The 25,291-nt window shown below is 44.1% G+C and carries 20 protein-coding genes; 3 read left to right on the top strand and 17 right to left on the bottom strand.

The annotated features are described in order from the left end of the window. Positions 1-9: 9 nt before the first annotated feature. The 10 genes from ccoN to ileS form a co-directional block, all read right to left on the bottom strand. Positions 10-1,434, bottom strand: coding sequence for a cytochrome-c oxidase, cbb3-type subunit I (gene ccoN, locus AC13DA_RS05870; protein WP_273182222.1), 1,425 nt, complete (start codon positions 1,432-1,434; stop codon positions 10-12). 389 nt (positions 1,435-1,823) lie between these two features. Beyond that, positions 1,824-2,210, bottom strand: coding sequence for an MTH938/NDUFAF3 family protein (locus AC13DA_RS05865; RefSeq protein ID WP_273182224.1), 387 nt, complete (start codon positions 2,208-2,210; stop codon positions 1,824-1,826). Positions 2,211-2,215: 5 nt separating this feature from the next. Continuing rightward, positions 2,216-2,512, bottom strand: coding sequence for an integration host factor subunit beta (locus AC13DA_RS05860; protein ID WP_007145730.1), 297 nt, complete (start codon positions 2,510-2,512; stop codon positions 2,216-2,218). A gap of 122 nt (positions 2,513-2,634) precedes the next feature. Beyond that, positions 2,635-4,308, bottom strand: a complete 1,674-nt coding sequence (gene rpsA, locus AC13DA_RS05855; protein WP_007145731.1) for a 30S ribosomal protein S1 — start codon at positions 4,306-4,308, stop codon at positions 2,635-2,637. A 110-nt stretch (positions 4,309-4,418) separates the two neighbouring features. Beyond that, positions 4,419-5,084 carry a (d)CMP kinase gene (cmk, locus tag AC13DA_RS05850; RefSeq protein ID WP_284451739.1) on the bottom strand — a complete coding sequence of 222 codons (666 nt, stop codon included), beginning with the start codon at positions 5,082-5,084 and terminating at the stop codon, positions 4,419-4,421. Next, positions 5,077-6,396, bottom strand: coding sequence for a 3-phosphoshikimate 1-carboxyvinyltransferase (gene aroA / locus AC13DA_RS05845; protein WP_284451879.1), 1,320 nt, complete (start codon positions 6,394-6,396; stop codon positions 5,077-5,079). Before aroA ends, cmk begins: the two co-directional genes overlap by 8 nt. A gap of 17 nt (positions 6,397-6,413) precedes the next feature. After that, positions 6,414-7,301 carry a prephenate dehydrogenase gene (locus AC13DA_RS05840; protein WP_284451740.1) on the bottom strand — a complete coding sequence of 296 codons (888 nt, stop codon included), beginning with the start codon at positions 7,299-7,301 and terminating at the stop codon, positions 6,414-6,416. Continuing rightward, complete coding sequence (hisC, locus tag AC13DA_RS05835; RefSeq protein WP_284451741.1) at positions 7,301-8,395, bottom strand: histidinol-phosphate transaminase; 1,095 nt, start codon at positions 8,393-8,395, stop codon at positions 7,301-7,303. The genes AC13DA_RS05840 and hisC overlap by 1 nt, the downstream gene beginning before the upstream one ends. Next, the gene (lspA, locus tag AC13DA_RS05830; RefSeq protein WP_284451742.1) at positions 8,392-8,859 is read right to left on the bottom strand and encodes a signal peptidase II; all 468 of its coding nucleotides are present in this window, start codon (positions 8,857-8,859) and stop codon (positions 8,392-8,394) included. The genes hisC and lspA overlap by 4 nt, the downstream gene beginning before the upstream one ends. 9 nt (positions 8,860-8,868) lie before the next feature. Then, positions 8,869-11,673 carry an isoleucine--tRNA ligase gene (gene ileS / locus AC13DA_RS05825; protein ID WP_284451743.1) on the bottom strand — a complete coding sequence of 935 codons (2,805 nt, stop codon included), beginning with the start codon at positions 11,671-11,673 and terminating at the stop codon, positions 8,869-8,871. 162 nt (positions 11,674-11,835) lie between these two features. On the opposite strand from ileS, the gene AC13DA_RS05820 reads away from it, so the two are divergent. Next, a complete protein-coding gene (locus AC13DA_RS05820; protein WP_007145738.1) occupies positions 11,836-12,129 on the top strand; it encodes a DUF3579 domain-containing protein in 294 nt (97 codons plus the stop codon). Here AC13DA_RS05820 and AC13DA_RS05815 read toward each other — a convergent pair. The 5 genes from AC13DA_RS05815 to AC13DA_RS05795 form a co-directional block, all read right to left on the bottom strand. Then, complete coding sequence (locus AC13DA_RS05815; RefSeq protein WP_284451744.1) at positions 12,126-12,578, bottom strand: CBS domain-containing protein; 453 nt, start codon at positions 12,576-12,578, stop codon at positions 12,126-12,128. The two genes, AC13DA_RS05820 and AC13DA_RS05815, sit on opposite strands and share 4 nt — an antisense overlap. Before the next feature lie 112 nt (positions 12,579-12,690). Continuing rightward, positions 12,691-15,126: a TonB-dependent siderophore receptor gene (locus tag AC13DA_RS05810; protein WP_284451745.1), complete on the bottom strand. Its 2,436-nt coding sequence runs from the start codon at positions 15,124-15,126 to the stop codon at positions 12,691-12,693. 104 nt (positions 15,127-15,230) lie between these two features. Continuing rightward, positions 15,231-16,199 carry a FecR domain-containing protein gene (locus AC13DA_RS05805; protein WP_284451746.1) on the bottom strand — a complete coding sequence of 323 codons (969 nt, stop codon included), beginning with the start codon at positions 16,197-16,199 and terminating at the stop codon, positions 15,231-15,233. Positions 16,200-16,202: 3 nt separating this feature from the next. Continuing rightward, positions 16,203-16,715 (bottom strand): sigma-70 family RNA polymerase sigma factor, encoded by a 513-nt coding sequence (locus AC13DA_RS05800; protein WP_284451747.1) that lies wholly within the window; start codon positions 16,713-16,715, stop codon positions 16,203-16,205. 79 nt (positions 16,716-16,794) lie between these two features. Then, complete coding sequence (locus tag AC13DA_RS05795) at positions 16,795-18,375, bottom strand: peptide chain release factor 3 (RefSeq protein WP_284451748.1); 1,581 nt, start codon at positions 18,373-18,375, stop codon at positions 16,795-16,797. A 176-nt stretch (positions 18,376-18,551) separates the two neighbouring features. Here AC13DA_RS05795 and AC13DA_RS05790 point away from each other — a divergent pair, with 176 nt between their 5' ends. Then, positions 18,552-19,319, top strand: a complete 768-nt coding sequence (locus AC13DA_RS05790; RefSeq protein ID WP_284451749.1) for a DeoR/GlpR family DNA-binding transcription regulator — start codon at positions 18,552-18,554, stop codon at positions 19,317-19,319. Positions 19,320-19,342: 23 nt separating this feature from the next. Here AC13DA_RS05790 and AC13DA_RS05785 read toward each other — a convergent pair whose 3' ends face one another. Continuing rightward, complete coding sequence (locus AC13DA_RS05785; RefSeq protein WP_284451750.1) at positions 19,343-21,661, bottom strand: aminotransferase class III-fold pyridoxal phosphate-dependent enzyme; 2,319 nt, start codon at positions 21,659-21,661, stop codon at positions 19,343-19,345. A gap of 144 nt (positions 21,662-21,805) precedes the next feature. On the opposite strand from AC13DA_RS05785, the gene fabG reads away from it, so the two are divergent. Then, a complete protein-coding gene (gene fabG / locus AC13DA_RS05780; RefSeq protein ID WP_273182255.1) occupies positions 21,806-22,585 on the top strand; it encodes a 3-oxoacyl-ACP reductase FabG in 780 nt (259 codons plus the stop codon). A 77-nt stretch (positions 22,586-22,662) separates the two neighbouring features. On the opposite strand, the gene AC13DA_RS05775 is transcribed toward fabG, so the two are convergent. Continuing rightward, positions 22,663-24,984 carry an FdhF/YdeP family oxidoreductase gene (locus tag AC13DA_RS05775; protein WP_284451751.1) on the bottom strand — a complete coding sequence of 774 codons (2,322 nt, stop codon included), beginning with the start codon at positions 24,982-24,984 and terminating at the stop codon, positions 22,663-22,665. Positions 24,985-25,291 lie beyond the last annotated feature (307 nt).

Below are 25,291 nucleotides of genomic sequence, written 5' to 3'. Positions count from 1 at the left end.
CCAGTCTCCTTAAATGTTAGCCGCAGTTGCCATTGCAGCCGATGGCTTAGCAATAGCACGACGGATAGTCACTGTAACGTTGAATAACATGATGCAAGCACCTGAGAAGAATATCAGTCCACCCATAGCACGCATTGCATAGTAAGGGTGCATTTGAGCAACTGACTCAACAAAGGTGTAGGCCAAGTTACCGTAGTCATCATATGCACGCCACATCAGGCCTTGCATAATGCCGGATACCCACATAGCTGTGATATAAACCGCTGTACCAATTGTGGCCATCCAGAAGTGGAGATTCACTAGACGGATTGAGTACATGGTTGTTCCCCACATACGTTCAACCATATGATAAAGCGCACCGATAGACACCATCGCTACCCAGCCTAATGCGCCTGAGTGAACGTGACCGATGGTCCAGTCTGTATAGTGTGATAATGCGTTAACAGTTTTTGAAGCCATGACTGGACCTTCAAAAGTTGACATCGCATAGAATGCTAAAGAGACAATCAGGAAGCGTAAGATATAATCGGTACGCAGCTTGTCCCAGGCTCCACTCAATGTAAACATACCGTTGATTGCACCACCCCATGAAGGAATGATCATCGCTAATGATATAGCGGCACCTAATGAACCAGTCCAATCAGGTAACGCAGTATATTGAAGATGGTGAGCACCTAGCCAAACATAACCGAAAACTAATGCCCAGAAATGGATGACAGATAAGCGGTATGAATATACAGGGCGATTCGCTTGTTTAGGAACAAAGTAGTACATGATTCCCAAAAAGCCTGCAGTCAGGAAGAAACCAACCGCATTATGACCCCACCACCACTGAATCATGGCATCTTGAACACCTGAAAACAGTGAATAAGATTTAAATAATTCAACAGGGATAGCCAAGCTATTCACAACATGCAGATAAGTAATCATGACCATCATCGCAATGAAGAACCAGTTTGCAACATAGATATGTGAAACTTTGCGAATTGAGATTGTCATGATGAAGTTAAAGGTATAAACCAACCATACCGCTGCAATCAGAATATCAATCGGCCATTCTAATTCCGCATATTCTTTTGATTGAGTGTAACCAAGAGGTAAGGTGATTACAGCACCAAGAATAACGAGATTCCAGCCCCAAAACGTGAACCAGGCTAACTTATCACTCCATAGACGCGTACGACATGTGCGCTGTACGATGTAATAAGCTGTTGCCATTAGTGTTGAACCACCAAAAGCAAAAATAACCGCATTGGTATGTAAAGGACGTAAACGACCAAAACTGATATATGGATTATCAAAATTCAGGACTGGCCAAGCCAATTCTGAGGCGATATAAACACCGATACCGGTGCCAACGACCAAGTAAACGCATGCCATATAGGCAAACCACTTGACCACTTGAAAGTTATATTGTTGTTGTTCCGCTTGCATAGCGACCACACCTTCTCTCTTTGGAAAACTCTCTCTCAACTTTGCTGAAAACCACACAACAAAATCAGGACCCTTTTCTACATGCTTCAATGAATATCGAAAGCAGTTAGAATTTTACATCAATCATTAGAATTGCTTCACATCAAAACATTGATCTAGATCAAACGTTGTGTGATAAAGCTCATTGTGCTGTGAAATGCCCCACCCCGCACGTAACAGGGAATTTTCCTAAGAACAAAATGTCCGGTCAAGTTGGTCACTGTTGGCACCTGACATAAAACCTATATTTATATTAAAAAAACAAATAGTTACAAAAATCCGTTAAAAAAAAAGAAATATGGATAGTGTCAAGATAATGAATGATTGCGGCTTATTAAATTTGCTCGTATTTAAGGACTGAGGATCAGTACCACTGAACGTTCTTCTGCTAACAGTAAATTGTATGTATGGCAGGCAGATGACAATGTCATAAACTCTGTTCCGATACCTTGCTCGTTGAAATACTTGGCTGTGTTTATCAGGGGAAAAGAAAGGCCGGCTTCAGTCGCAAAAATAATTACTTCTGGAGCCAGCGCTTTTAAAGCAGACAGAGTATCTGCTGTTAGATTTTGGATATTAGTGACGTCAATATTTTCTATTATTTGATTTGGCGTCAAAACAAACCCGAGGTCATAAGACTTAAGAATTTGTGTATTTTTCTGGCGAACAGTGACTGACTGTTCATCATATGAGTGGATTTGGTTAAATTCGAAAACCGCTTCCTGGCTCAGTTTCATCTGTTCTACTGCTGATAACCTGCCGCATCGTTGACGCGGTCACGCAACTCTTTACCAGGCTTGAAATGCGGTACATATTTTTCATCTAACTGAACAGATTCACCACTTTTTGGGTTACGCCCAACACGTGGTGGTCGATGATGTAAGGTAAAACTACCAAACCCGCGAATTTCAATTCTATCTCCTTGTGAAAGGCTATCGCTCATCTGTTCTAAAATGAGTTTAACTGCAAGCTCAACATCACGATAGTTCAATAGAGATTGTTTTTCAGATAAAACTTCAATCAAATCTGATTTGGTCATGTCTTTAAAATTCCTGGAATAATGCGCTAAACACCAATATCAAATATCGGCTTTAATCTTCTGAATCTGTTAGAGAAAAACCCCTGACAAAGTCAGGGGTTCATCTTTAAATTGAAAAACGATTAATTGTCTTTCTGATCCATTTGTTCTTTCAGCAAATCACCCAGAGTAGTGTTGCCTGCAGAAACATTACTGTACTCTTTCACAGCTTCTGATTCTTCTTGATCATCTTTCGCTTTGATAGAAAGAGTTAGCGTACGATCTTTACGTGACATGCCAGTAAATTTAGCTTCAACATCGTCGCCAACAGCCAGAATTTTACTTGCATCTTCAACACGTTCACGAGCAATATCTGCAGCACGAACATAACCTTCAACGCCTTCAGCTAATTCAATTGTTGCGCCACGAGCGTCAACAGCAATGACTTTACCGTTAACAATGCTTCCACGTGGATGCTCAGCTAAGTAAGCAGAGAACGGATCGTCTTGTAATTGTTTAATACCTAAAGAGATGCGTTCACGTTCAGGATCAATCGCTAAAACAACCGCTTCAACGTCATCACCTTTCTTGAAGTCACGAATTAATTCTTCGTTGTCTTCTTCCCAAGAGATATCAGACAAGTGAATCAGACCATCAATACCGCCGTCTAAGCCGATGAAGATACCAAAATCAGTGATTGACTTGATAGCACCACTCACTTTGTCGCCTTTGTTGTGGGTCATCGCAAACTCTTCCCATGGGTTCGTTTGGCATTGTTTGATACCCAGAGAAATACGGCGACGTTCTGCATCGATATCCAGAACCATAACTTCAACTTCATCACCCAGTTGAACCAGTTTAGATGGGTGAACGTTTTTGTTAGTCCAGTCCATTTCAGACATATGAACTAAACCTTCAACACCATCTTCGATTTCAACAAAGCAACCGTAGTCAGCAATGTTTGTGACTTTACCGTGGATGCGTGTGCTGTTTGGATAACGACGAGCGATATCTTTCCATGGATCATCACCCATTTGTTTCAGACCCAGTGAAACACGTTCACGGTCTTTATCAAATTTCAGTACTTGAACTTCAATTTCGTCACCGATAGCAACAACTTCAGATGGATGTTTAACACGTTTCCACGCCATATCAGTGATATGTAACAGACCATCGATGCCGCCCAGATCAACGAACGCACCGTAGTCAGTCAGGTTCTTAACAATACCTTTAACTACTTTGCCTTCTTCCAGCGTTTCTAATAACGCTTCGCGTTCTGCACTGTTTTCTTCTTCCATAATCGCACGACGTGAAACAACGATGTTGTTACGTGGACGATCAAGTTTAATCAGTTTGAATTCGAGTTCTTTATTTTCCAGGTGAGTAGTATCACGGATTGGACGAACATCGACCAAAGAACCAGGAAGGAATGCACGGATATTTTCCAGATCCACGGTGAAACCACCTTTGACCTTACCAGAAATGATACCCATAACGGTTTCACCCGCTTCAAACGCGTGTTCCAATTTAGTCCATGCTTCGGCAGCTTTCGCTTTATCACGTGACAATTGTGTCGCACCGAAACCATCTTCTAATGATTCCAGAGATACATCGACTAAGTCACCAACAGAAACCGTTACTTCACCATTTTCGTTCAAAAATTCTGAAACTGGGATAGCGCCTTCTGATTTCAGACCGGCATTGACCATAACAACATCAGGACCGACATTGACTACCGTACCGGTAACAATTTTGCCTGGTTGCATTGGAGTTGAATTTAGACTCTCTTCGAAGAGATCAGCAAAGCTTTCGCTCATTGTTAAATATCCTTGACCCTGTTGAGGAAACAAGATCACCTAATTAATCACTCGCTCATGCGAGATCGTTAAACATCCCATTCGACAAGTATCGAACAGGCACCAAAAAATTAAATTGCACAATAGCTGCGCACTTTTTCATATACTGCAGCGATACCTAATTCGGTAGAATCCAGTATCAATGCATCCGTAGCGGGCAATAACGGCGCGACTTTACGTTCACTGTCACGCTTGTCCCGCTCTGAGATTTCTGCAATGAGATCGGAAAGGTTACTCTCAATTCCTTTCTCTTTCAACTGCTTATAACGTCTCAATGCTCTTTCTTCCGCACTCGCTGTTAAAAACACTTTAAATGGAGCATCAGGGAAGACAACCGTACCCATATCACGCCCATCGGTGACTAAACCGGGTAATTGGCAAAAGTCACGCTGACGCTGTAATAATGCTGCTCTCACAGCAGGAATCGCTGCCACTTTTGACGCTGCATTACCTGCTTTTTCTGTACGAATTTGCTGGCTAACCTCTTCGCCTTCTAACAGCACACTAAGCCCGTCATCATCTAAATGAAATTGAAGATCTAAGGTTTGTGCTAGTTGAACAAGGGACTTCTCATCCGAGGCTGGAATCTGGTGTTTAAGACTAGCAAATGCCAATACCCGATATATCGCACCACTATCTAAATAGTGCCAACCCAATTCTCTGGCAATCATTTGTGCAATGGTGCCTTTGCCAGAGCCGCTTGGGCCATCGATCGTTAATACAGGAATATCAGCCATCAATTTCTTCAATCTGTAAGCCGACTTTATTGGCTAAATCAACAAAGCCCGGGAATGAGGTAGCGACATTTGCACAGTCATTAATCTGAATGGAGCCACCAGCTTGCAGACCCGCAATGGCAAACGACATAGCAATACGGTGGTCACTATGACTGTCGACCTCACCGCTGCCGATCACACCACCATTAATAACAATGCCATCTTCTGTTGACTTGGCATCGATCCCCAATGTGGTTAAACCATCGGCCATAACTTGGATACGATCACTTTCTTTCACTCGTAACTCTTCAGCCCCGGTCAACACTGTCTGACCTTCAGCGCAAGCTGCCGCAATAAATAATGCAGGAAATTCATCAATAGCTAGAGGGACTTGATCTTCTGGAATTCGAATCCCTTTTAATGGTGCATATTGAATACGAATATCAGCGACAGGCTCACCACCCGTGACTTTTTCATTGGTCAGCGTAATGTTTGCACCCATTTCTCGAAGAATATTGATAACACCAATACGGGTCGGATTCACACCAACATGTTCGAGAGTAATATCTGAACCGGGTGCAATCGCCGCAGCGACCATGAAGAACGTGGCTGAGGAAATATCGGCGGGTACATCTATGTTTGTTGCTGTCAGCTTACCGCCACCTACTAGAGAAACGGTACTGCCCTCTTTTTCTACCTGATAGCCCATACCCTGTAACATACGCTCGGTATGATCACGCGTTGGAGCAGGTTCTGTGACAGACGTTTTACCTTCTGCATACAAACCTGCCAATAATAGACACGATTTGACCTGTGCACTGGCCATTGGCAAATCATAATGAATCGCTTTCAGGCTGCTTGTTTTATGTAAGATAAGCGGTGGTTTGCCATCGGTGGTATCGATCTTCGCGCCCATTAATGCTAACGGATCGGTCACACGTTTCATCGGTCTGGATGATAATGACTTATCCCCCGTCATGGTGACATCAAAACCCTGGCCTGCCAGCAGTCCAGATAACAGACGCATGGATGTACCACTATTACCCAGGTTTAATGCTGTTTCAGGTGCTTTAAGGCCGTGCATGCCTACACCATGAATCGTGACCTTACCTTTATCAGGGCCAATGATGTCAACCCCCATACCACGAAAAACAGCGAGGGTTGCTAAAGCATCTTCACCCTCTAAAAAACCGGTAACTTCTGTCGTTCCCTCTGCAAGTGAGCCGAGCATGATTGAGCGATGTGAAATTGATTTATCGCCCGGCACACGTACTTTCCCGGTTACCTTACCACCAGGATGAACAATATATTTTTTACTCGCTTCACTAGACACGTCTGTTGATTCCACTTTTATACTTCACTGTTATCTATCAAATCAGGATCGGCAAAACGGGTATCCCGGGCTTTTTTAGCACGAGCAAACACCTCAATTAAATACTCCCCATCTTCTTCCTTGATGGCCTGTTCGATTTTATTAATGCCTTGATGGTATTCATCAAGTAAATCCAGAATGGCTTGTTTATTACCCAAACAGATATCTCGCCACATCACAGCATCACTAGAGGCAATTCGCGAAAAATCACGAAAGCCACCGGCGGCATAGCGTAATACCTCATCGCAATCATCACGTTGCGCTAACATGCCTACCAAGTTAAATGCCAGCACATGAGGTAAATGACTTGTCGCAGCGAGGACGGTATCGTGATGTTCGACATCCATCTCAAACACTTCTGCCCCGGTTAACTGCCACATCGCTTTAATTTTTGCCGTGGCTGCAGTGTCTGTGTCACTCACCGGCGTCAGAACAACCCGATGGTCCTCATACAAAGTAGCGAATGCAGCGGAAGGGCCGCTTTTTTCTGTACCAGCAATCGGATGTCCCGGCACGAACTGCTTGAAGTTATTCCCTAATGCCTCGCGAGCCGCCAGGACCACTTGTGCTTTAGCACTACCACCATCAGTGATAATAGCTTCTGGTCTTATATGCTCACTCATATCAGCAAAAACCGCTGCCATTGCCCCCATCGGCACGGCAACAAAGATAACGTCGGCTTCAGCAACCGCTTCAGCAATGGAATCAGCAGCCTTATCAATAACCCCTAAAGCCAATGCTTCTTGTCGGGCATTTTCACTGCGTGAATAGCCTATGACTTCGTTGACAGCCCCTTTGGATTTAAGTGATAAGGCAAGTGAACCACCAATCAGTCCAACACCAATTACAGCCAGCCGATTAATCATTAACCGCGTCCCAAAATACCAGATAAGGCATCGAGAAAGCGCTGATTTTCTTCAGCTAAACCAATACTGACCCGAAGGTGCTGAGGTAATCCATAATTAGCCACTGGGCGAACAATAACGCCTTCGTATAGCAGTTCATCGTAAACTTCAAAAGCATTGGTGTGCACATTGACGGTGATGAAGTTGGCTCTGGAAGGAATATACTGCAAACCCATTTTTTCAAAGCCAGCAACAAGTTGTTTCATGCCAGCCTGATTGACGTCTCGCGTTTGCTGTAAATAAGCTTCATCACCCAAAGCAGCAACTGCAGCAGCTTGAGCCAGATTACTGACGTTAAACGGTTGTCTGACTCGATTCATCAGGTCAGCGACTTCAGGATGTGACAGGGAATACCCCACCCTGAGCCCCGCCAAGCCATAGGCTTTAGAAAAGGTACGGGTGATGATCAGATTATGGAAGTCCTGTAACCAGGGTACTGAATTTTCTTCCATGTTGAGGTATTCAACATAGGCTTCATCCAGAACAACTAAGACCTTTTCAGGGACTTTTTCTAAAAATAATTTAATTTTCTCTGGTTCTAACCAAGTACCCGTCGGGTTATTCGGATTAGCAATAAAAATGATTTTTGTACGCGAGCTAATCGCTTTATGAATGGCATCAAGATCATAACCATAGTCTTTCGCCTGCGTCACAACAGGGCTCGCGCCGATGGCTTGCGTCACTATCCCATACACAGCAAAAGCATGTTCTGAAAAAATAATTTCATCCCCTGCCCCGGCAAAAGCACGTGCTATCATTTCCAGTACATCATTCGAACCATTACCCAGGGTAATCTGCTCAGGTGCTACCTGATGTTTTTCAGCCAATGCCAATTTTAATGCGTAGCCGTTGCCGTCCGGGTAGCGTGCCATTTCTTTAGCGGCCATTGCCACTGCGGCCACTGCGGCTTTAGGAGGACCAAGCGGGTTTTCATTGGAGGCCAGCTTAATAACATTACGAACACCATACTGACGTTGTAACTCTTCAATGGGTTTACCCGGGACATAAGGTTGCAGGTTAGCAACCCCACTTACAGCAAGATCACAAAAACTCATTTCTGCTCCGTTTTGTTTCTGAAGCTATCGAAAATCAATAGAATGGCACCTATACAAATCGCTGAGTCAGCCACATTAAATGCCGGCCAATGGTAGGTTCCGTAATAGACATCCAGAAAATCGATGACATAACCATGTATGAAGCGATCAATCACATTACCCAATGCCCCACCCAGAATTAATGCTAAAGAGACGGCTTCGAGTTTTGCATCTGGTTTTAGTCGTTTCATCCAAAACAGTAAGATGATACTTACCAGAACGGCTAAACCACTAAAAAACCAACGTTGCCAGCCACTTTCTGCCGCAAGAAAACTAAATGCAGCGCCATGGTTATACGCCAGAGTAATATTAAAAAAGGGCAAAACGGCTATAGACTGATAAAGCTCTAATGTACTATTCGCCCACCATTTGCTGAGTTGATCAAACACAATCACCAAAGCAGAAAGATTCAACCATTTCAGCATGTTATTTATTTAAGCGAACTGTCTTAGTTCGCCATCTCCTTCGATATTATCAACACAACGACCACACAACTCAGGGTGATGGCTATTCTGTCCAACAGATTCAACCTGATGCCAGCAGCGGTCACAGCGTGAATATTCAGCCGCTTTAATTGCAACAAGTACGCCTGACAAGCTTGTCTGTACAGCTTGTTTAGCTGCATCACTATCCATACTGAAAAGATTGACCTTTGAGGTAATCAAAACAAACTTTAACTCATCGCCCAGCTTGTTCAATGAAGCCAACATTTTTTCATCTACAAACAGACTAATTTCGGCAGTTAACCCACCTTTAATCTGGCCTGCATTTCGTTGATTTTCGAGTTCTTTAGCAACCACCTCTCTGACACTAAAGACCTGATTCCAGAATGCTAGATCAAAGTCGGTATTTTGAGGCAACGGCGCTAATTCATCACTCCAGAGATTGAGTAATACAGATTCGTTACGTTCACCCGGTAAATAGCCCCATAATTCATCTGCAGTGAAACTCAGAATAGGCGCCATCCAACGCACCATTGCTTCCAGAATATGGTACATCGCTGTTTGTGATGAGCGTCTGCCCAAACTATCTGTCTGCATCGTGTACTGGCGATCTTTGGTGATATCCAGATACAGGCTGCCCATTTCATTTGCACAGAAATTATGTAACTTCTGATAAATCACATGGAACTGATAACTCTCATAGGCTGCCAGAATATCTTGCTGTAAATGATAAGCGCGATCCAAAGCCCAACGATCCAAAGGTAATAAATCGTCGACAGCAACCCTATTGTTGGCTGGGTCAAAATCATTCAGGTTTGATAATAAATAACGAGCAGTATTACGAATACGACGATAAGAGTCGGCAGTGCGTTTGAGAATTTCATCAGACACTGTCATCTCGCCACTGTAATCAGTAGAAGCCACCCAAAGACGAATAATATCGGCCCCAAGGCTGTTCATCACTTTTTGTGGTGAAACCGTGTTACCCAAGGACTTAGACATTTTTTTGCCATTCGCATCAACAGTGAAGCCGTGAGTTAATGCTGCTTTGTAGGGTGCTTTTCCAGTGGTTGCCACAGAGGTCAACAAAGATGACTGGAACCAGCCACGATGCTGGTCACTACCTTCCAGATATAAATCTGCAGGACGATTTAAATACGCACGACGAGCCAATACACACGCATGAGACACACCAGAATCAAACCATACGTCCAGGGTATCAGTTACTTTTTCATAGACGGCCGCTTGTTCGCCTAATAACGATTCTGGCTCTAAATCAAACCAGGCATCGATGCCCTCTTGCTCAACCTTCTGGGCGACGGTTTCCATCAACTGTTCAGTGTCAGGATGCAACTCACCTGTTTGTTGGTGAACAAATAACGGAATTGGCACACCCCAAGTACGCTGACGAGAAATACACCAGTCAGGGCGTCCTTCTACCATATTTTCAATACGTTTTTGACCCCAGGCTGGCATCCAGTCTGTATCAGCAATGGCTTTCATCGCAGCACTTCGCAAACCATTTTGATCCATGCTAACGAACCACTGTGGCGTCGCGCGGAAAATAATCGGGCTTTTATGACGCCAGCAATGCGGGTAGCTATGCTGAATATCGATATGCGCGAGTAATGCGCCTTTTTCTTTTAAAAGCGCGATAACATCCGGATTCGCTTTAAACACAGATTTGCCAGCAAAAATCGGCGTGTCCGGTAAAAACACTCCATTACCACCCACTGGATTATCCACTTTTAAGTCATATTTCAGACCGACAACAAAGTCGTCCTGACCATGTCCAGGAGCCGTATGCACCGCACCAGTACCGGCATCCGCCGTGACGTGGTCACCTAAAATAACAGGCACTTGTCGATCGTAAAATGGATGTTGGAGCAATAAACCTTCCAGTGTTTCGCCTTTAAAGCGTGTCACTACTTCAGCTTCAATGCCATAGCGCTGGAGAGCCGCTTCATATAATGACTCAGCTAAAACCAGTTGCTCATTATCCGCTTGCAATAAAACATAAGTGAATTCAGGATTGACCGAAACAGCCTGATTGGCAGGTAGTGTCCAAGGAGTCGTTGTCCAGATAGGCAAACTCACTACACCTTTACCTGAATGACCTACAGCATTTTCGAAAGCAGTTTTGTCAACGATGCTAAAACGCACATCAATAGCGGGTGACGTTTTGTCTTCGTACTCTACTTCGGCTTCTGCTAATGCTGAACCACAGTCCACACACCAGTGCACAGGTTTCACACCTTTGTGTAAATGACCTTGCTTGGTGATTTGCCCTAAGGTACGGATGATATCGGCTTCAAAGCTGAAATCCATGGTCAGATAGGGATTGTCCCACTCACCCAATACACCCAGACGTTTGAAGTCTTCCCGCTGGCCATCAACCTGTTTGGCAGCATAATCACGGCAAGCCTGACGAAACTCTTTAGCAGTCACTTTTACACCGGGTTTACCCACTTTCTTCTCAACATTCAGTTCGATGGGTAAACCATGGCAATCCCAGCCGGGTACATAAGGCGCATCAAAGCCACTCAAGGTTTTAGACTTGATAATGATATCTTTTAAAATCTTGTTAACGGCGTGACCAATATGGATATCCCCATTTGCATAGGGAGGACCATCATGCAAAATAAACTGTGGTCTACCTTTGGCCTGTTCACGAATTTTTTCGTAAAGATTAATATCTTGCCAATGTTGAAGCGTTTGTGGTTCACGATTAGGTAAACCAGCTTTCATCGGAAATTCTGTTGCAGGTAAATTTAGCGTTTGTTTGTAGTCAGCCACAAGATTCTCGTAGAGTAGGAAAACTAAAAGCGGTGATTATACGGATTTTTATTGCCGACCTAAATCATTGAAAGCACTTTTATTTGCACTCTGTGCTTATGCAAACATGATTATTTACAGTAGAATGCCGATTTTAACCCATCACAATTGAGCTGACGCTTTATGTCCATATCGAAAAAGGTGATCATCCGCGGACTGACTTTAGACGGTGGAAAGTTTCGTCCCAGTGACTGGGCTGAACGCTTATGCGGGGCAGTTGCCTCATATGGTCCTGGTCGACGCATTATTTTTCATCCCAGTGTCAGACTTGCGACATTAGAAGGCGTCAAATGCGTGGTGATTGACGCAGACTTAGAACAAAGAGACGAGATGCTTTTCGACTTTCTGTTAGATTTTGCCAAAGACAACAAACTGCAAATCGATCACATCGATAACTTCGATGCTGAACAACATTAAATTTGCTGCTCGGCGTCCGGCCAGTTCTGAATATAATTTTTTAGCAATTTATTCTCGAACTTGGCTTTTTTCAGCAATTCTTCCACGATATCAGTAATAGATAACATACCTTCCAACTTACCTTTATAAACAACAGGTAAGTGACGGATATTATGCTCCACCATTTTATTCATCACTTCCTCAAGCGTATTATCGGGCTCACAGGTATAAGGATTCGGCGTCATGGCATCGTTGACCAGCATTTGATTCCACTGATCTGGATGGGTATCAAGAATTTTCAAAATATCCCGCTCAGATAAAATCCCCACCATCGTCCCATTGGCTTCGGTGATAATTAATGAGCCTATCCGGTGTTCCATCAACATGGCAACCGCTTTATCCAGACTGTCTTTTGGCGATAAGCCAATGACAGGTTTACCTTTATTTTTGGTAATCGATCTGACTTTCATGGTCCTGCCCCTCTTCTCTGAGTGCTGAGGCTTATTCTGCTTGAGTCAGTAAGTGTTTGGCAACAAATAAGAAAAAAGGGCTGCATGATTTATCATGCAACCCTTGTTAGAACTACCAGTTGTAAGTCGCTGAGGCGATGACTCGACGGCCATCACCGTAATAACAGACCAGATCTGTACATGTGGTGGTGTACTCACGATCAAATAAATTACTGACGTTCAGCGCCAGTCTCACATCATCAAAGTCATAACGGATACTAGCGTCAGTTAATGTGTAACCACCGGTTTCAATATCGACAGTTGAAGTACTTAAACTGTCTTTACCTATATAGGTGCTTTCTCCAACATAACGTAAGCCCGCCCCCATTCCCAAGCCTTTCAGTACACCCGTTGTTTGAGTGTAATCCAGCCATAAACTCGCCGTTTGGCGAGGTTGGTTAGGAATCAGACTATCTTTTTCCCAGCTATTTGGACTTTCAGTAATACGCGCATCAACATAACTATAAGCTGCTGTAAGTTTGACTTGTTCTGATATATCTAAACCGGCTTCAATTTCCACGCCGGTAGAGTTCACCTCACCCACCTGACGTGATACACCATTAACATTCACGGCATCGTACTCGGTGATGACATAGTCCTCTTTCGTCAAATCAAACACGGCCATGCTGATAAAACCATCAATATTTTCCGGTTCAAACTTTACGCCGATTTCATATTGCTTGGCTTTTTCAGGATCAAATAAACCACCATTCTCATCGGTTTTTGTCACTAAATTGAATGACTCACTGTAGCTGATATAAGGTGAAAGACCGTTATCGAATTTATAAACCAGTCCTACCCGACCTGAAAAATCTTCGGCTGATTTATCTGCATCAACATCGCTACTATTTGTGTAATTCACATCAACATCATTTTTAACCCAGTCGTAACGTCCGCCAATCAGTAAACGCCAATTTTCATAAGCCAGCTGATCCTGAATATAAAGACCCGTCTGACGTGAATAGACATCCCGATCACGACTCAGTGAGAGATTGCCGACAGGTGAGCCATAGACCGGGTTGATATAACTTATCGTTGGTGCAGTTCCACTATAATTTTTTTCATCTGCTTGAGAATAACGCCAGTCCAGGCCGATTAATACATCATGTGAAATAGAACCGGTATCAAAGTTTGACAGGAGTTGGTTATCCACAGCCACAGCATGTAAGTCTTCATGAATTCGTGAGGCACTCCGACCAAGCGTACCAGCAACCAAATTTGTACCTGCCAGTGCTGAACTTAAAGTTTTGAAATCAAGATTTACTTCATCGTAACGAAGGTTTTGTTTGAAAGACCAAGTATCGTTGAACACATGGGAAAACTCATATCCGACTGATCGATAATCACGGTCAAAGTTATTAAAATCTTCTTCACCATCAAAAAAACCGAATTCGCGATCATAAACTTTAGCTCCACCAAAGTTACGACTAAAATAATCCATTAGATGGGAAGTAAAATGACTATTAAAACTATACGTTTGCTCATCATGCTGCTCAACAGCTAGTACCGTTAACTGAGTATCATCACTGATATTCCAGGTTAATGAGGGTGCCACCATCTTACGTCTGGAGTCGTTATAATCGACTTCTGAATTACTATCGTTACCCACAAAGGTCAGGCGATATAGTAATTTGCCTTCCTCATCAACTTTGCCACTGAAATCACCGGCTAACTCAAAAAAGTCATTACTGCCAGCTGACAGACGTAATTCATGCAAAGGCTCCTCCGTAGGGCGTTTGCTGACCAAATTCACCAAACCACCGGGTTGAGCTTGCCCATAAGTCACTGAACTCGGACCTCGAATCACTTCTACTCGCTCTAATGCATAACTATCCGCTCTGGGTAGACCATAGGTACTGGTTGGAATCAGCAGACCATCACGATAGACCTGTGTTTTGGCATCAAAGCCACGCAAACTAAACCAGTCATAGCGTGTATCGTAACCATAAGGCACACTCAGACTCGGCGTGTATTGCAATGCCTCTGTGACCGTTTTTGCACCACGAATAGTTAATTGCTGTTGAGTAACCACTGAAATTGACTGCGGTGTATCAAAAATTGAGGCGTTGTTTTTAGTCGCTGATGCACTGCGCTGTGCTGCATAACTATCAATCGGTGTATAAGGCGATAATGATGATTTTTCCCCCGTGACCGTCACCACAGGTAAATCAGCAGACTGTTCATTGCTTTGTGTCAGACGATAACTATTTTCTGATTGTTTAACCACGGACAAAGGGGTGCCTTGCAATAGTTTTTGCAAGCCCATGCTAATGCTGTATTCACCCCTCAGCCCTGCGGTTTTATATGGGCTGGCTAATTCAGGCGAATAACTTAATAAAATACCTGCTTGCTGACCAAACTGATTTAATGCGGTGGTTAACTGACCAGCTGCCACATTAAAGTTAACTTTTTGTTTTGTGCTACTGATCTCTTGATCTGCTGCTAATACCGGCGTCGGTGATATCAGGACCAAACCTGTGGTGGTCAATAAAGCAGTTGCGAGCGTCATGGCGCTCAATAACGTTGGTTTGTATAACATGCGATGTCTCACTTCCATTAACAAATAGTGTCTATTTGTTCTGTCACGTGAGAATGAAAAAAAGACCAAAAAAATTAAACGGCCTGTTTTGGTCTGAGCATAATCCAGTAACGCGTTCTATAAACTAACTCAACCTGCAATGTTGCAGATAACGCTCGTAATACTTGCTCAACATCCATTAATGGATAAGTCCCCGAGACTCGGCGGGTGGCTATTGTCGGGTCACAACGTAACCATCCATGGTGATAATTTTCCAATTCTGTTAATACGTCAGCCAGAGCCATGTTATCTGCTATTAACATATGCTGTTGCCATGCCAATGCCTCTTCTCTGGCAGGAACAACCGAACCCGACTGGTCAGCAACAAAGCTGATTTGATGACCTGCTTTAATCAGTAACGTCGGAAATCTATCCTGTCTGATGATATTAACAGCACCTTCATACACAGCAAGTAATGCCTGATTTTCACGCTGTTTCACATAAAAACGTGTGCCCAACGGCTGCATATCAGCCCACGGTGTTTTTAATAAAAAGGGTCTATTATCTTTTGCCGTGGTGATGAGTACATCACCCGCCAGCAATGTGAGGTAACGCTGTTGCTCTGAATAATCTACTGATAATGCCGTATTGGCATTCATATAAACTTGGGTGCCATCTACCAGTGTCACCTGTCGAGTCTCAGCAATCCCTGTATGGTAGTCAGCCATTAAGGGGGCAAGAAACGTATCATTCTTTAAAAATGCCCAGGAACCACCACTGATAATGGCTACACCGGCCAATGACTGTAAAAAATGACGACGACTTTTAGCCACTTTATTTAATGATTGGTGAGTCACCACACGTGAAAGCGGTGAGCTTAAAGAACTCAGCTCGTTATTGACCTGTTCGATTCTTGACCAGGCGATTTGATGACTGCTGTCAGCCTCAAGCCACTCCTGCCATTGCTGTCTGAGCACATGGTCATCATCACGTTCGCTCAAGCTCAGATACCATTCAATCGCCTCTAAGGCGATCTTTTGTTCTATTTGAATGGCTTCAGTCATTTTTTATTTCACGCTAATCGCAAAATAGCATTGAGCAGCAGCACGACTCAAATAGCGTTTAACGGTAGAGACCGAAACAGACAATTTCTCAGCAATTTCCTGCTGTTTCATTCCATCCAGTTGCGCATAAAGAAATGCACGCTTCACATCCAGTGGCAAACCTTGTAATCGCTGATTAATCGCTACTATCGACTCAATAATAATAGCCTGCTCTTCTTCAGAGGGATGTAAATCTTCAGGTATGTCAGAAATCGCTTCTAGATAGGCTTTTTCAACATATTGACGGCGCCAGTGATTAGCCACACTGCGCTTGGCCAGCGTGGTGAGAAATGCACGCGGCTCTTCTAATAAGAGCTGCTCCTCACGCGCCAATAAGGTCACAAAAACATCATGAGAAATATCAGCAGCTGATTCCGTTGACTCGACTTTGCCACGAAGCCAGCGAAATAACCAAGAATGGTGCTGTCGGTAGAGACTAGCTATGGTTTGTTGCTCTGACTCCTGATAAACGGACATACATTGCCTGATGAGTTAAATAAATGAGAATCATTATCATATAATATATAACCGCAATCAGGCAATACTCATTCAATCATCAGAGATGTTCGCGTGTTGCCCGGAAATCGATATCAGGCCAGCGTTCCATCGTCAGGTCAAGATTCACTCGCGTAGGAGCGATATAGGTCAGATTACCCGCACCATCCAATGCCAGGTTTTGTGATGCTTTCTTTTTAAACTCTTCCAGTTTCCGCACATCATCACAATAGACCCAGCGTGCGGTATACACCTGAACCGCTTCATAAGCACATTCGACGTTGTATTCACCTTTCAAACGATGGACTACTACATCGAACTGAAGCACACCCACCGCACCCAAGATCAAGTCGTTATTATCCAAAGGTCGGAATAACTGAGTTGCACCTTCTTCACTCAATTGCTGTAAGCCTTTTAGTAAGGCTTTATTCTTGAGTGGATCTTTCAGTCTGACCCGACGGAATAACTCAGGCGCAAAATAGGGAATACCAGTGAACTGAAGATCTTCACCTTGAGTGAAGGTATCACCTATCTGAATGGTGCCGTGATTGTGCAGCCCCAGAATATCGCCTGGATAGGCTTCTTCTGCCTGCTCACGTTCAGCCGCCATGAAGGTCACCGCATTAGCGATGGTCACATCCTTACCAATACGCGCCTGATGCAGCTTCATCCCTTTTGTGTATTTGCCTGAACATACACGTAAAAACGCAATACGGTCACGATGTTTCGGATCCATATTGGCCTGAATCTTAAACACAAAACCACTGAAAGCTTCTTCAGCGGCATCCACTTCACGTGTTTTGGTTTCACGCGGCTGTGGCGGTGGTGCATATTCAACGAAAGAATCCATTAACTCGGTAATACCAAAGTTATTCATCGCTGAACCGAAAAACACTGGCGTTAGACGACCTGCCAGAAATTCATCCAAATCAAATTCATGACTGGCACCTCGAACTAACTCAATTTCTTCACGTAAATCTTCGGCCATACTACCAAACAGTTCATCCAGTCTTGGGTTGTCCAAGCCTTCAATAATTTCTCCGGCTTCTTTACTGTGTGGTTCGAATATATGCACACTGTCATTCAGTAAATGAAAAATACCTTTAAAACCTTTCCCCATACCAATTGGCCAGGTAATCGGTGCACATTGAATATTCAGAATCGTTTCGACTTCATCAAGTAGTTCAATCGGTTCACGACCTTCGCGGTCGAGTTTATTAACGAAAGTGAGAATCGGCGTGTCACGCAGGCGACACACTTCCATTAATTTAATGGTTCGTTCTTCAACACCTTTCGCGCTGTCAATCACCATCAGGGCTGAGTCAACCGCCGTTAATGTCCGGTACGTATCTTCCGAGAAGTCAGCATGGCCTGGTGTGTCCAGTAAGTTGACTATACGGTCACGGTAAGGAAACTGCATCACAGATGAAGTGACCGAGATCCCCCGCTCTTTCTCCATTTCCATCCAGTCAGACGTGGCATGACGATCAGTTTTCCGGGATTTGACACTACCGGCCATCTGAATCGCACCACCGAAATAGAGCAGCTTTTCAGTTAATGTCGTTTTACCGGCATCGGGATGCGAAATAATCGCAAAAGTACGGCGTTTTGATGCCGCTTGTTGAACTGGGCTAGATGACATGAATGTAATGCTCTTATGAATACTAATTATTCTGAAGGTTCAGAAAAGTCGCCTATTTTCGCTGAAAACGCCTGGGGAAACAATCAAACAAGACAAATCCTAATGTTTAACACAACAGACATGTTAGCGATGCGAGGTTTTGTGGTAACTTTTAGGTTCTTCATAAGGCTGTAACTATGTCACGGAAAAAAGTAGCACGACACAAAGCAATCATTGACGAACTGACTATCAATCCCTCTATGCGGGTGAGTGAGTTAGCAAAAACACTGCAAGTCACCACTGAAACTATCCGTCGAGATTTAGAAGAACTAGCAGAACAAAATCTGATTAGTCGTACATATGGTGGTGCTTTATTAAGACAGGCGGCTGAACCTGTTCTCAATGAACGTCATAAAGCCAATTTGGCAGAGCGTGCAGCGATTGCGAAAAAAGCCGCACCGATGTTGAAAGGGGCTAAAGTGCTGATGATAGGTTCAGGTGTCACCACGGTTGAAGTCGCGAAACGGATTGCCTATGAAATGAATAATATTACGGTCATCACCCATGCTTTTGGTGTGGCCACTGTCCTATCATTTAATCCAACGATTAAAGTGATCATCGCTCCTGGTGTTTATCATGGCGAAGAAGGCGCGACACATGGTTCGCAGACTTGTCAGTTTTTATCAGATTACACGGCTGACTGGGCTATTCTTGGAGCCAGTAGTCTGGCACCTACCGGGCCGGCTGATGCGCTTACCGACGCTGCTGATGTCTATAAACAAATGATTCGCCAAAGTGCCAATACCATGGTGGTCGCTGATCACAGTAAATTTGATCGTCTGGCAACAGCGCGTTATGCCAGATGGAATGAGATCGATCATTTAGTGACAGATCGTCAACCCAGTGGACCATTAAAGAAAGCCTTAACGGCTGATAAGGTGAATATCAGCGAGGCGGCAACCTGAACCGCCTCAATGATAAATATGACTTAGACCTGCTTGGATAAAGCATCTAAAAAGAAATCTGCTTCGTAACGCGTTAATGTCAATAAAGGGCGAAGCTTCAAGGTTGCTCCATATTTTCCTGCTGCCCCAATCAACACGCCGGCATGTTTTAAGCCATTAATGATTTGTCGCGTCTTACCTGGATCAGGAATGTGTTTATTATCTCTTTCACCAATATCTATGCCTAAAAATAAGCCCTGACCACGCACATCAGCAATAAAAGATGATTGTTTGGCCATAAACTGAAGCTGCTGTTTGAGATAAGCGCCCATCTTGCGTGCATTTTCCTGCAGATTATCCTGTTGGATCGTATCCAGTACCGCCTGCCCTGCTGCTGCCGCAACAGGGTTACCACCAAAGGTATTAAAGTAGCCAACATCAGCACAAAATGATTCAAGATAATCCGGTCGCGTTGCCACAGCAGCCATCGGGAAACCATTTCCCATCGGTTTACCCATTGTGACAATATCTGGCGTCAGTCCATGGAAGTCGAAGCCCCAGAAGGTCTCGCCCATGCGGGCAAATCCAGGTTGAACTTCATCGGCAATGAAGACACCACCAGCATCTCGTACCACATTAACGGCCTGTTTCAGAAACCCTCGTGGCTCTGAGTAAATACCATCCGATGAGAAAATCGTATCTACTAATAATGCCGCCACCTTTATGCCACGCTGCTCAAGCGTTTCAACAGCCTCAGCCACTTTCGCGGCAAATCCCCCAGCAATATCGTCACCATAAATAGCAGATGATGGTGCCGGAATCGCGACCACATTATCAGGTAAACTGCCCTGCTTGATGATCGACGGTGACACCGTTGTCACTAAGCTGGTATTACCGTGATACGCATCTTCAGTGACTATAAAACCGGTTCCACCTGATGCATTTTCTGCCAGACGCATAGCCAGGTCATTGGCTTCACTCCCTGAGCATGTCATCACCACATTGGATAGAGAATCTGGCAATGTTGCTTTCAGTGATTCCAGATAATCATCCACCACAGAGACCAAATAGCGGGTATGCACGTTTAAGGTTGCAATTTGTTTGGATACAGCCGCGACAACTCTCGGATGGCAATGCCCCAGACAAGGCACATTATTATAAAAATCAAGATAGCGTTTACCATCTGCAGCATGCATCCAAGCGCCCTGAGCAGAAACCATTTCAATCGGGTTTTGATAAAACAATACAGATGCGGCGCCCAGATTATCTAATCGTCTTTCCACATTTTTATTATGTTTACCAGGCTTAGCTTCAAACGCATTCATATCGAGAATGCGTTTTTCATTCAGGGGTAACTTTTCTTGTTCTTCATGCTCATCAAGATAGCGTTTGGCTAATTCAATTGTACCGGCTGTATATTTATCGAAGCCCGCCTCAGCTGCCGTTTCAGTTTCAGGATGACTCGCCACCCAAGCGGTCAACAGCAAGCGCCGGAACATCACAAATGTCGAAATCATCGCTTCATCTTCATCCGATAGCGGTGAAACACTTTTATAACCGCGTATCCAGGCGCGCTCTAGTTCTGGTAATAATGGCGATAACTCAAGGAATGACACCGCTGAAGCAAAATCATACATAAACCAGCTAAAACCGCAGTCATCAAAATCGATGACACCGAGATCATGGCCGTCGGCCAATAAATTGGCTAAACGTAAATCAGCATGAACCAGACCAAAACGTTCTGGTCCTTCACCATAATCTGCCAGTTTTGACTCAAGGACTTCACACAGTCTTTCCAGCACATTTTTACCTTGCTCATCCAGACCCAAAGCCTCACGCCAGTCTCCCCATAAAGGCTGGTGGCCAAAAGCACTGTCAAAATTCCATTTTTTACGCTGAAAAGTATCGGGTAATCTCCATTGCTTGGCATGCAAATGCAGTTTTGCGGAGGTCGCACCTAATAATTCAAAGCCTTCTATCAATGATTCATCTTCACTCGGCTGCTGTCCAGGAAGGAACTCAAACGCCACCACATAACGGGCTGTGCCATCATCATCAAACTCTGCCACCAAGGAGCCATCCTCCATAGCGAGTGGTTCTGGGGTGTTCAAGACTTGCTGCTGACGTAATGACTGTATCCACATCAATTCAGACAGAATCTCATTTTTAGAATGATAATCAGGCCGATGTACTCGAATAATAAATTGGTTATCACGCTGCTCATCTTTAATTAAAAATGTGGCATTTTCCGACACGGTCAATAACGAAATTGTGGCCTTATCGGACACACCCCACAGAGGAAGTAAGCTTTTTACTCCGCGCGTCAAGCCTTGAACAAACAAGGAATTATATAAACCAGCCATAAAAACAAACCTCTAAAAACTGTATGGATTAGCCACATTTATATATTCATTTTTACTGACTTGCAATATTTTTGTTGCAAAGTGCAAGATTTATGTTAAAAATACAGTCACAACACTATTCAATAAATATACGGAGAACTGCATATGCTCACTTCAATTAAGAACAAATCTGTCATTGTCACTGGTGGCTCGAAAGGTATTGGTAAAGGTATTGCCAGTGTATTTGCAAAGCAAGGTGCAAAAGTCATGATCGCTGCTCGTGGTGAAGCCGCAGCTAAACAAACTGTTGAAGAAATTAATGCCAACGGTGGCACAGCAGATTATTACTTATGCGACGTCTCAAACTGGGAGCAAGTTCAGGCATTAGTCGCCTATACCGAAGAGAGTTTCGGTAGCGTTGATATTCTCTGCGCGAATGCAGGCACCTTTCCACAAAAGAAAATTGTCGACTTAACACCAGAAGACTGGGATGACATCATGTCAGCCAATCTGAAAAGCACCTTCTTGTGTGTGAAAGCGTGTATTCCACAGTTCGAAAAACAAGGTAAAGGTCGTGTGGTGGTGACCTCATCTATTACTGGCCCAATCACCGGTTACCCTGGCTGGTCTCACTACGGTGCAACAAAAGCAGGTCAGTTAGGTTTTATGAAAACAGCTGCAATGGAACTGGCTCGTTATAACACCACAATCAATGCCGTCATGCCAGGCAATATTTACACTGAAGGTTTAGCCAGTTTGGGTGAAGAATATCTGAACAGCATGGCTGCGGCGATCCCATTAAAACGTCTGGGTGCCGTCGAAGATATTGCCAACGCGGCCTTATTCTTTGCTGCTGATGAAGCCGCTTACATCACCGGACAGCAGATTGTCGTGGATGGTGGTCAAACCTTGCCTGAATGCATGGAAGCAGTAGCGGAAATCTAATAGCAAATACACTTGCTATATCACATAAAAAAAGGCACTGATCATCAGTGCCTTTTTTATTTCTTGCCTGGTCTAACTTAGGCTACAGATGCTGTCACCGCTTCATTGGCATTAGCTGCACTGGCCACCACTTTAATTGCAATGAATTTAGAGGTCGGTGTAAAAGTCTTATCACCATAACTTTCCAGTGGCACTAATGGATTCGTTTCCGGATAATATGCTGCCGCCTGACCTTGCGGGATGTCATAACTCAACAAGGTGAAGTTAGACACTTTTCTTTCTTTGCCATCTTCCCAAACTGTGATCATGTCAACTTTCTGGCCATGCTCGAGGCCAAGACGTTTAATATCCGCTTCATTTGCAAAGACCACATCACGCATGCCATACACACCACGGTAACGGTCATTCATACTGTAAACCGTTGTATTGTATTGGTCGTGTGAACGCATGGTTTGCAAAATCAGATCTGGCGTTTGCCCTTTCATGGTGACCTGATCCTGTAACAAGGTTTTAGGTAATGGATTGGCAACAAAGTTAGCTTTGCCTGTTGAAGTGTTCCATTGATGTTCCGCTGCCGCATTACCTAAGTAGAAGCCACCCGGATGTTGTATTTTCTCACTGAAACCTTCAAAACCAGGAATGACTTCAGCGATTAAGTCACGGATGCGATCATAGTCTTCTACCAGCCATTCCCAATCCACGGGTTTATTACCTAATGTGGCTTTAGCGATACCGGCAATAATAGACGCTTCAGAGCGTAATAGAGGTGAAAATGGTTTTAGCTGGCCATAGGAGATATGTACCATACTGAAGGTATCTTCCACCGTCACACCCTGTAACCCTGATTTTTGGAAGTCTTTTTCAGTACGTCCCAGACAAGGCAGGATCAAGGCTTCTTTTCCAGTAACAAGATGACTACGGTTCAATTTGGTTGAAATCTGCACAGTCAGATCACAATTTCGCATGGCCTGATGTGAGCGTACTGTATCTGGTGTAGCCTGAACAAAGTTACCACCGAGTCCGAAGAACACTTTCGCCTGACCTTTTTCCATCGCATCAATGGCCTGAACCGTTGTATGTCCATGATCGCGCGGGACTTTAAAATCAAAGCGTTTTTCAATCGCATCCAATAACCATTCCGGTGGTTGCTCATCAATCCCCATCGTACGATCACCCTGCACATTGCTGTGACCACGTACAGGCGATAATCCCGCCCCAGGACGACCGATATTGCCACGCAGTAATTGCAGATTCACAATTTCCTGTACTGTCGGTACTGAATGCACATGCTGTGTGATCCCCATAGCCCAACACATAATGACACGCTCAGCTTTACTATAAATTCTGGCAGCCATTTCAATTTCGGCCAGGCTCAAACCCGACTGAGATTCGATTAACTCCCAAGGGGTGTTATCGATTTCGGCAAAATAATCGTCCATACCGTGTGTATGTTGCTGGATAAACTCATGGTCTAATACGGCAGGTTTGCCTTTTTGCTGCGCTTCACGATCCCATTGTAATAAGAATTTGGCCATACCACGGATAGCTGCCATATCACCACCTAATGCGGGTCTGAAATAGGCGCTATTCGTAGGCTCTGACTCATTGGTCAGCATTTCAAGTGGGCTTTGTGGGTGTTGGAACCGTTCCAAGCCACGTTCTTTTAGTGGGTTAAAGCACACCACATGCGCGCCACGTTTTACCGCTTCACTTAACGGTTCCAACATGCGTGGATGATTGGTGCCTGGATTTTGACCGATGACAAAAATCGCATCCGCTTCAGCAAAGTCTTCAAAGGTAACCGTTCCTTTTCCCACGCCAATTGCTTCAGACATGCCTATACCACTGGCTTCATGGCACATATTGGAGCAGTCAGGAAAATTATTGGTACCAAAGGCACGAACAAAAAGCTGATACAAAAATGCCGCTTCGTTACTGGCGCGACCAGAGGTGTAGAATTCTGCCTGATGAGGAGAATCAAGTTGGTTAAGATGTTTTGCTACTGTATCAAACGCTTCTTGCCAGGTAATGGTCTCGTAATGATCTGTGTCTGCGTTGTAACGCATCGGATGGGTAATACGGCCTTGTGACTCCAACCAGAAATCACTCTCTTTGAGTAATTCAGTATTACTGTACTTAGCGAAAAAGGCTGGGGTGACCTTACGGCCAGTGGCTTCCCAGTTAACTGCTTTAGCGCCATTTTCACAAAATTTAATCATGCCTTTTTCAGGCGTTTCCCCCCAGGCACACCCTGGGCAGTCAAGACCGTGATCCTGATTTGTTTTCAGCATCGCACGGATGTTGGATATAGCATTTTTGCTACCCAACCAGTTACGAGTAACACTGATAAGTGCACCCCAACCAGCAGCTGGACCATTGTAGGGCTTGTAATGACTCACTAGGACATCTCTCCGGACAAGATAATAAAAACAGCTAACAACGGTTCATGAAAAACAAAGCATTACGCTTGTTATGACAGGCATCTCATCGTTGTAGCCGAATACGGTAAGTGAGATCAGAACGGCATGTTCTGCATGATGAAACAGGATCTGATAGTTAATGATAAATCCTGTCATCCTTCTGATCATTGCGATCACGAATATTATAATTTGCTTCTATAGTCAGCATCAATATTACATTCAATTTCAGGAAAAACTTCCTCTAGCGGCTATTAAATATTTGCTTTTAAAAACAGTGAAATAAAAT

This window comes from Methylophaga sp. F-2, from assembly GCF_056859315.1.
Note: the sequence above shows the minus strand (reverse complement) of the source record. Positions and strands in the feature narration are given on the sequence as shown.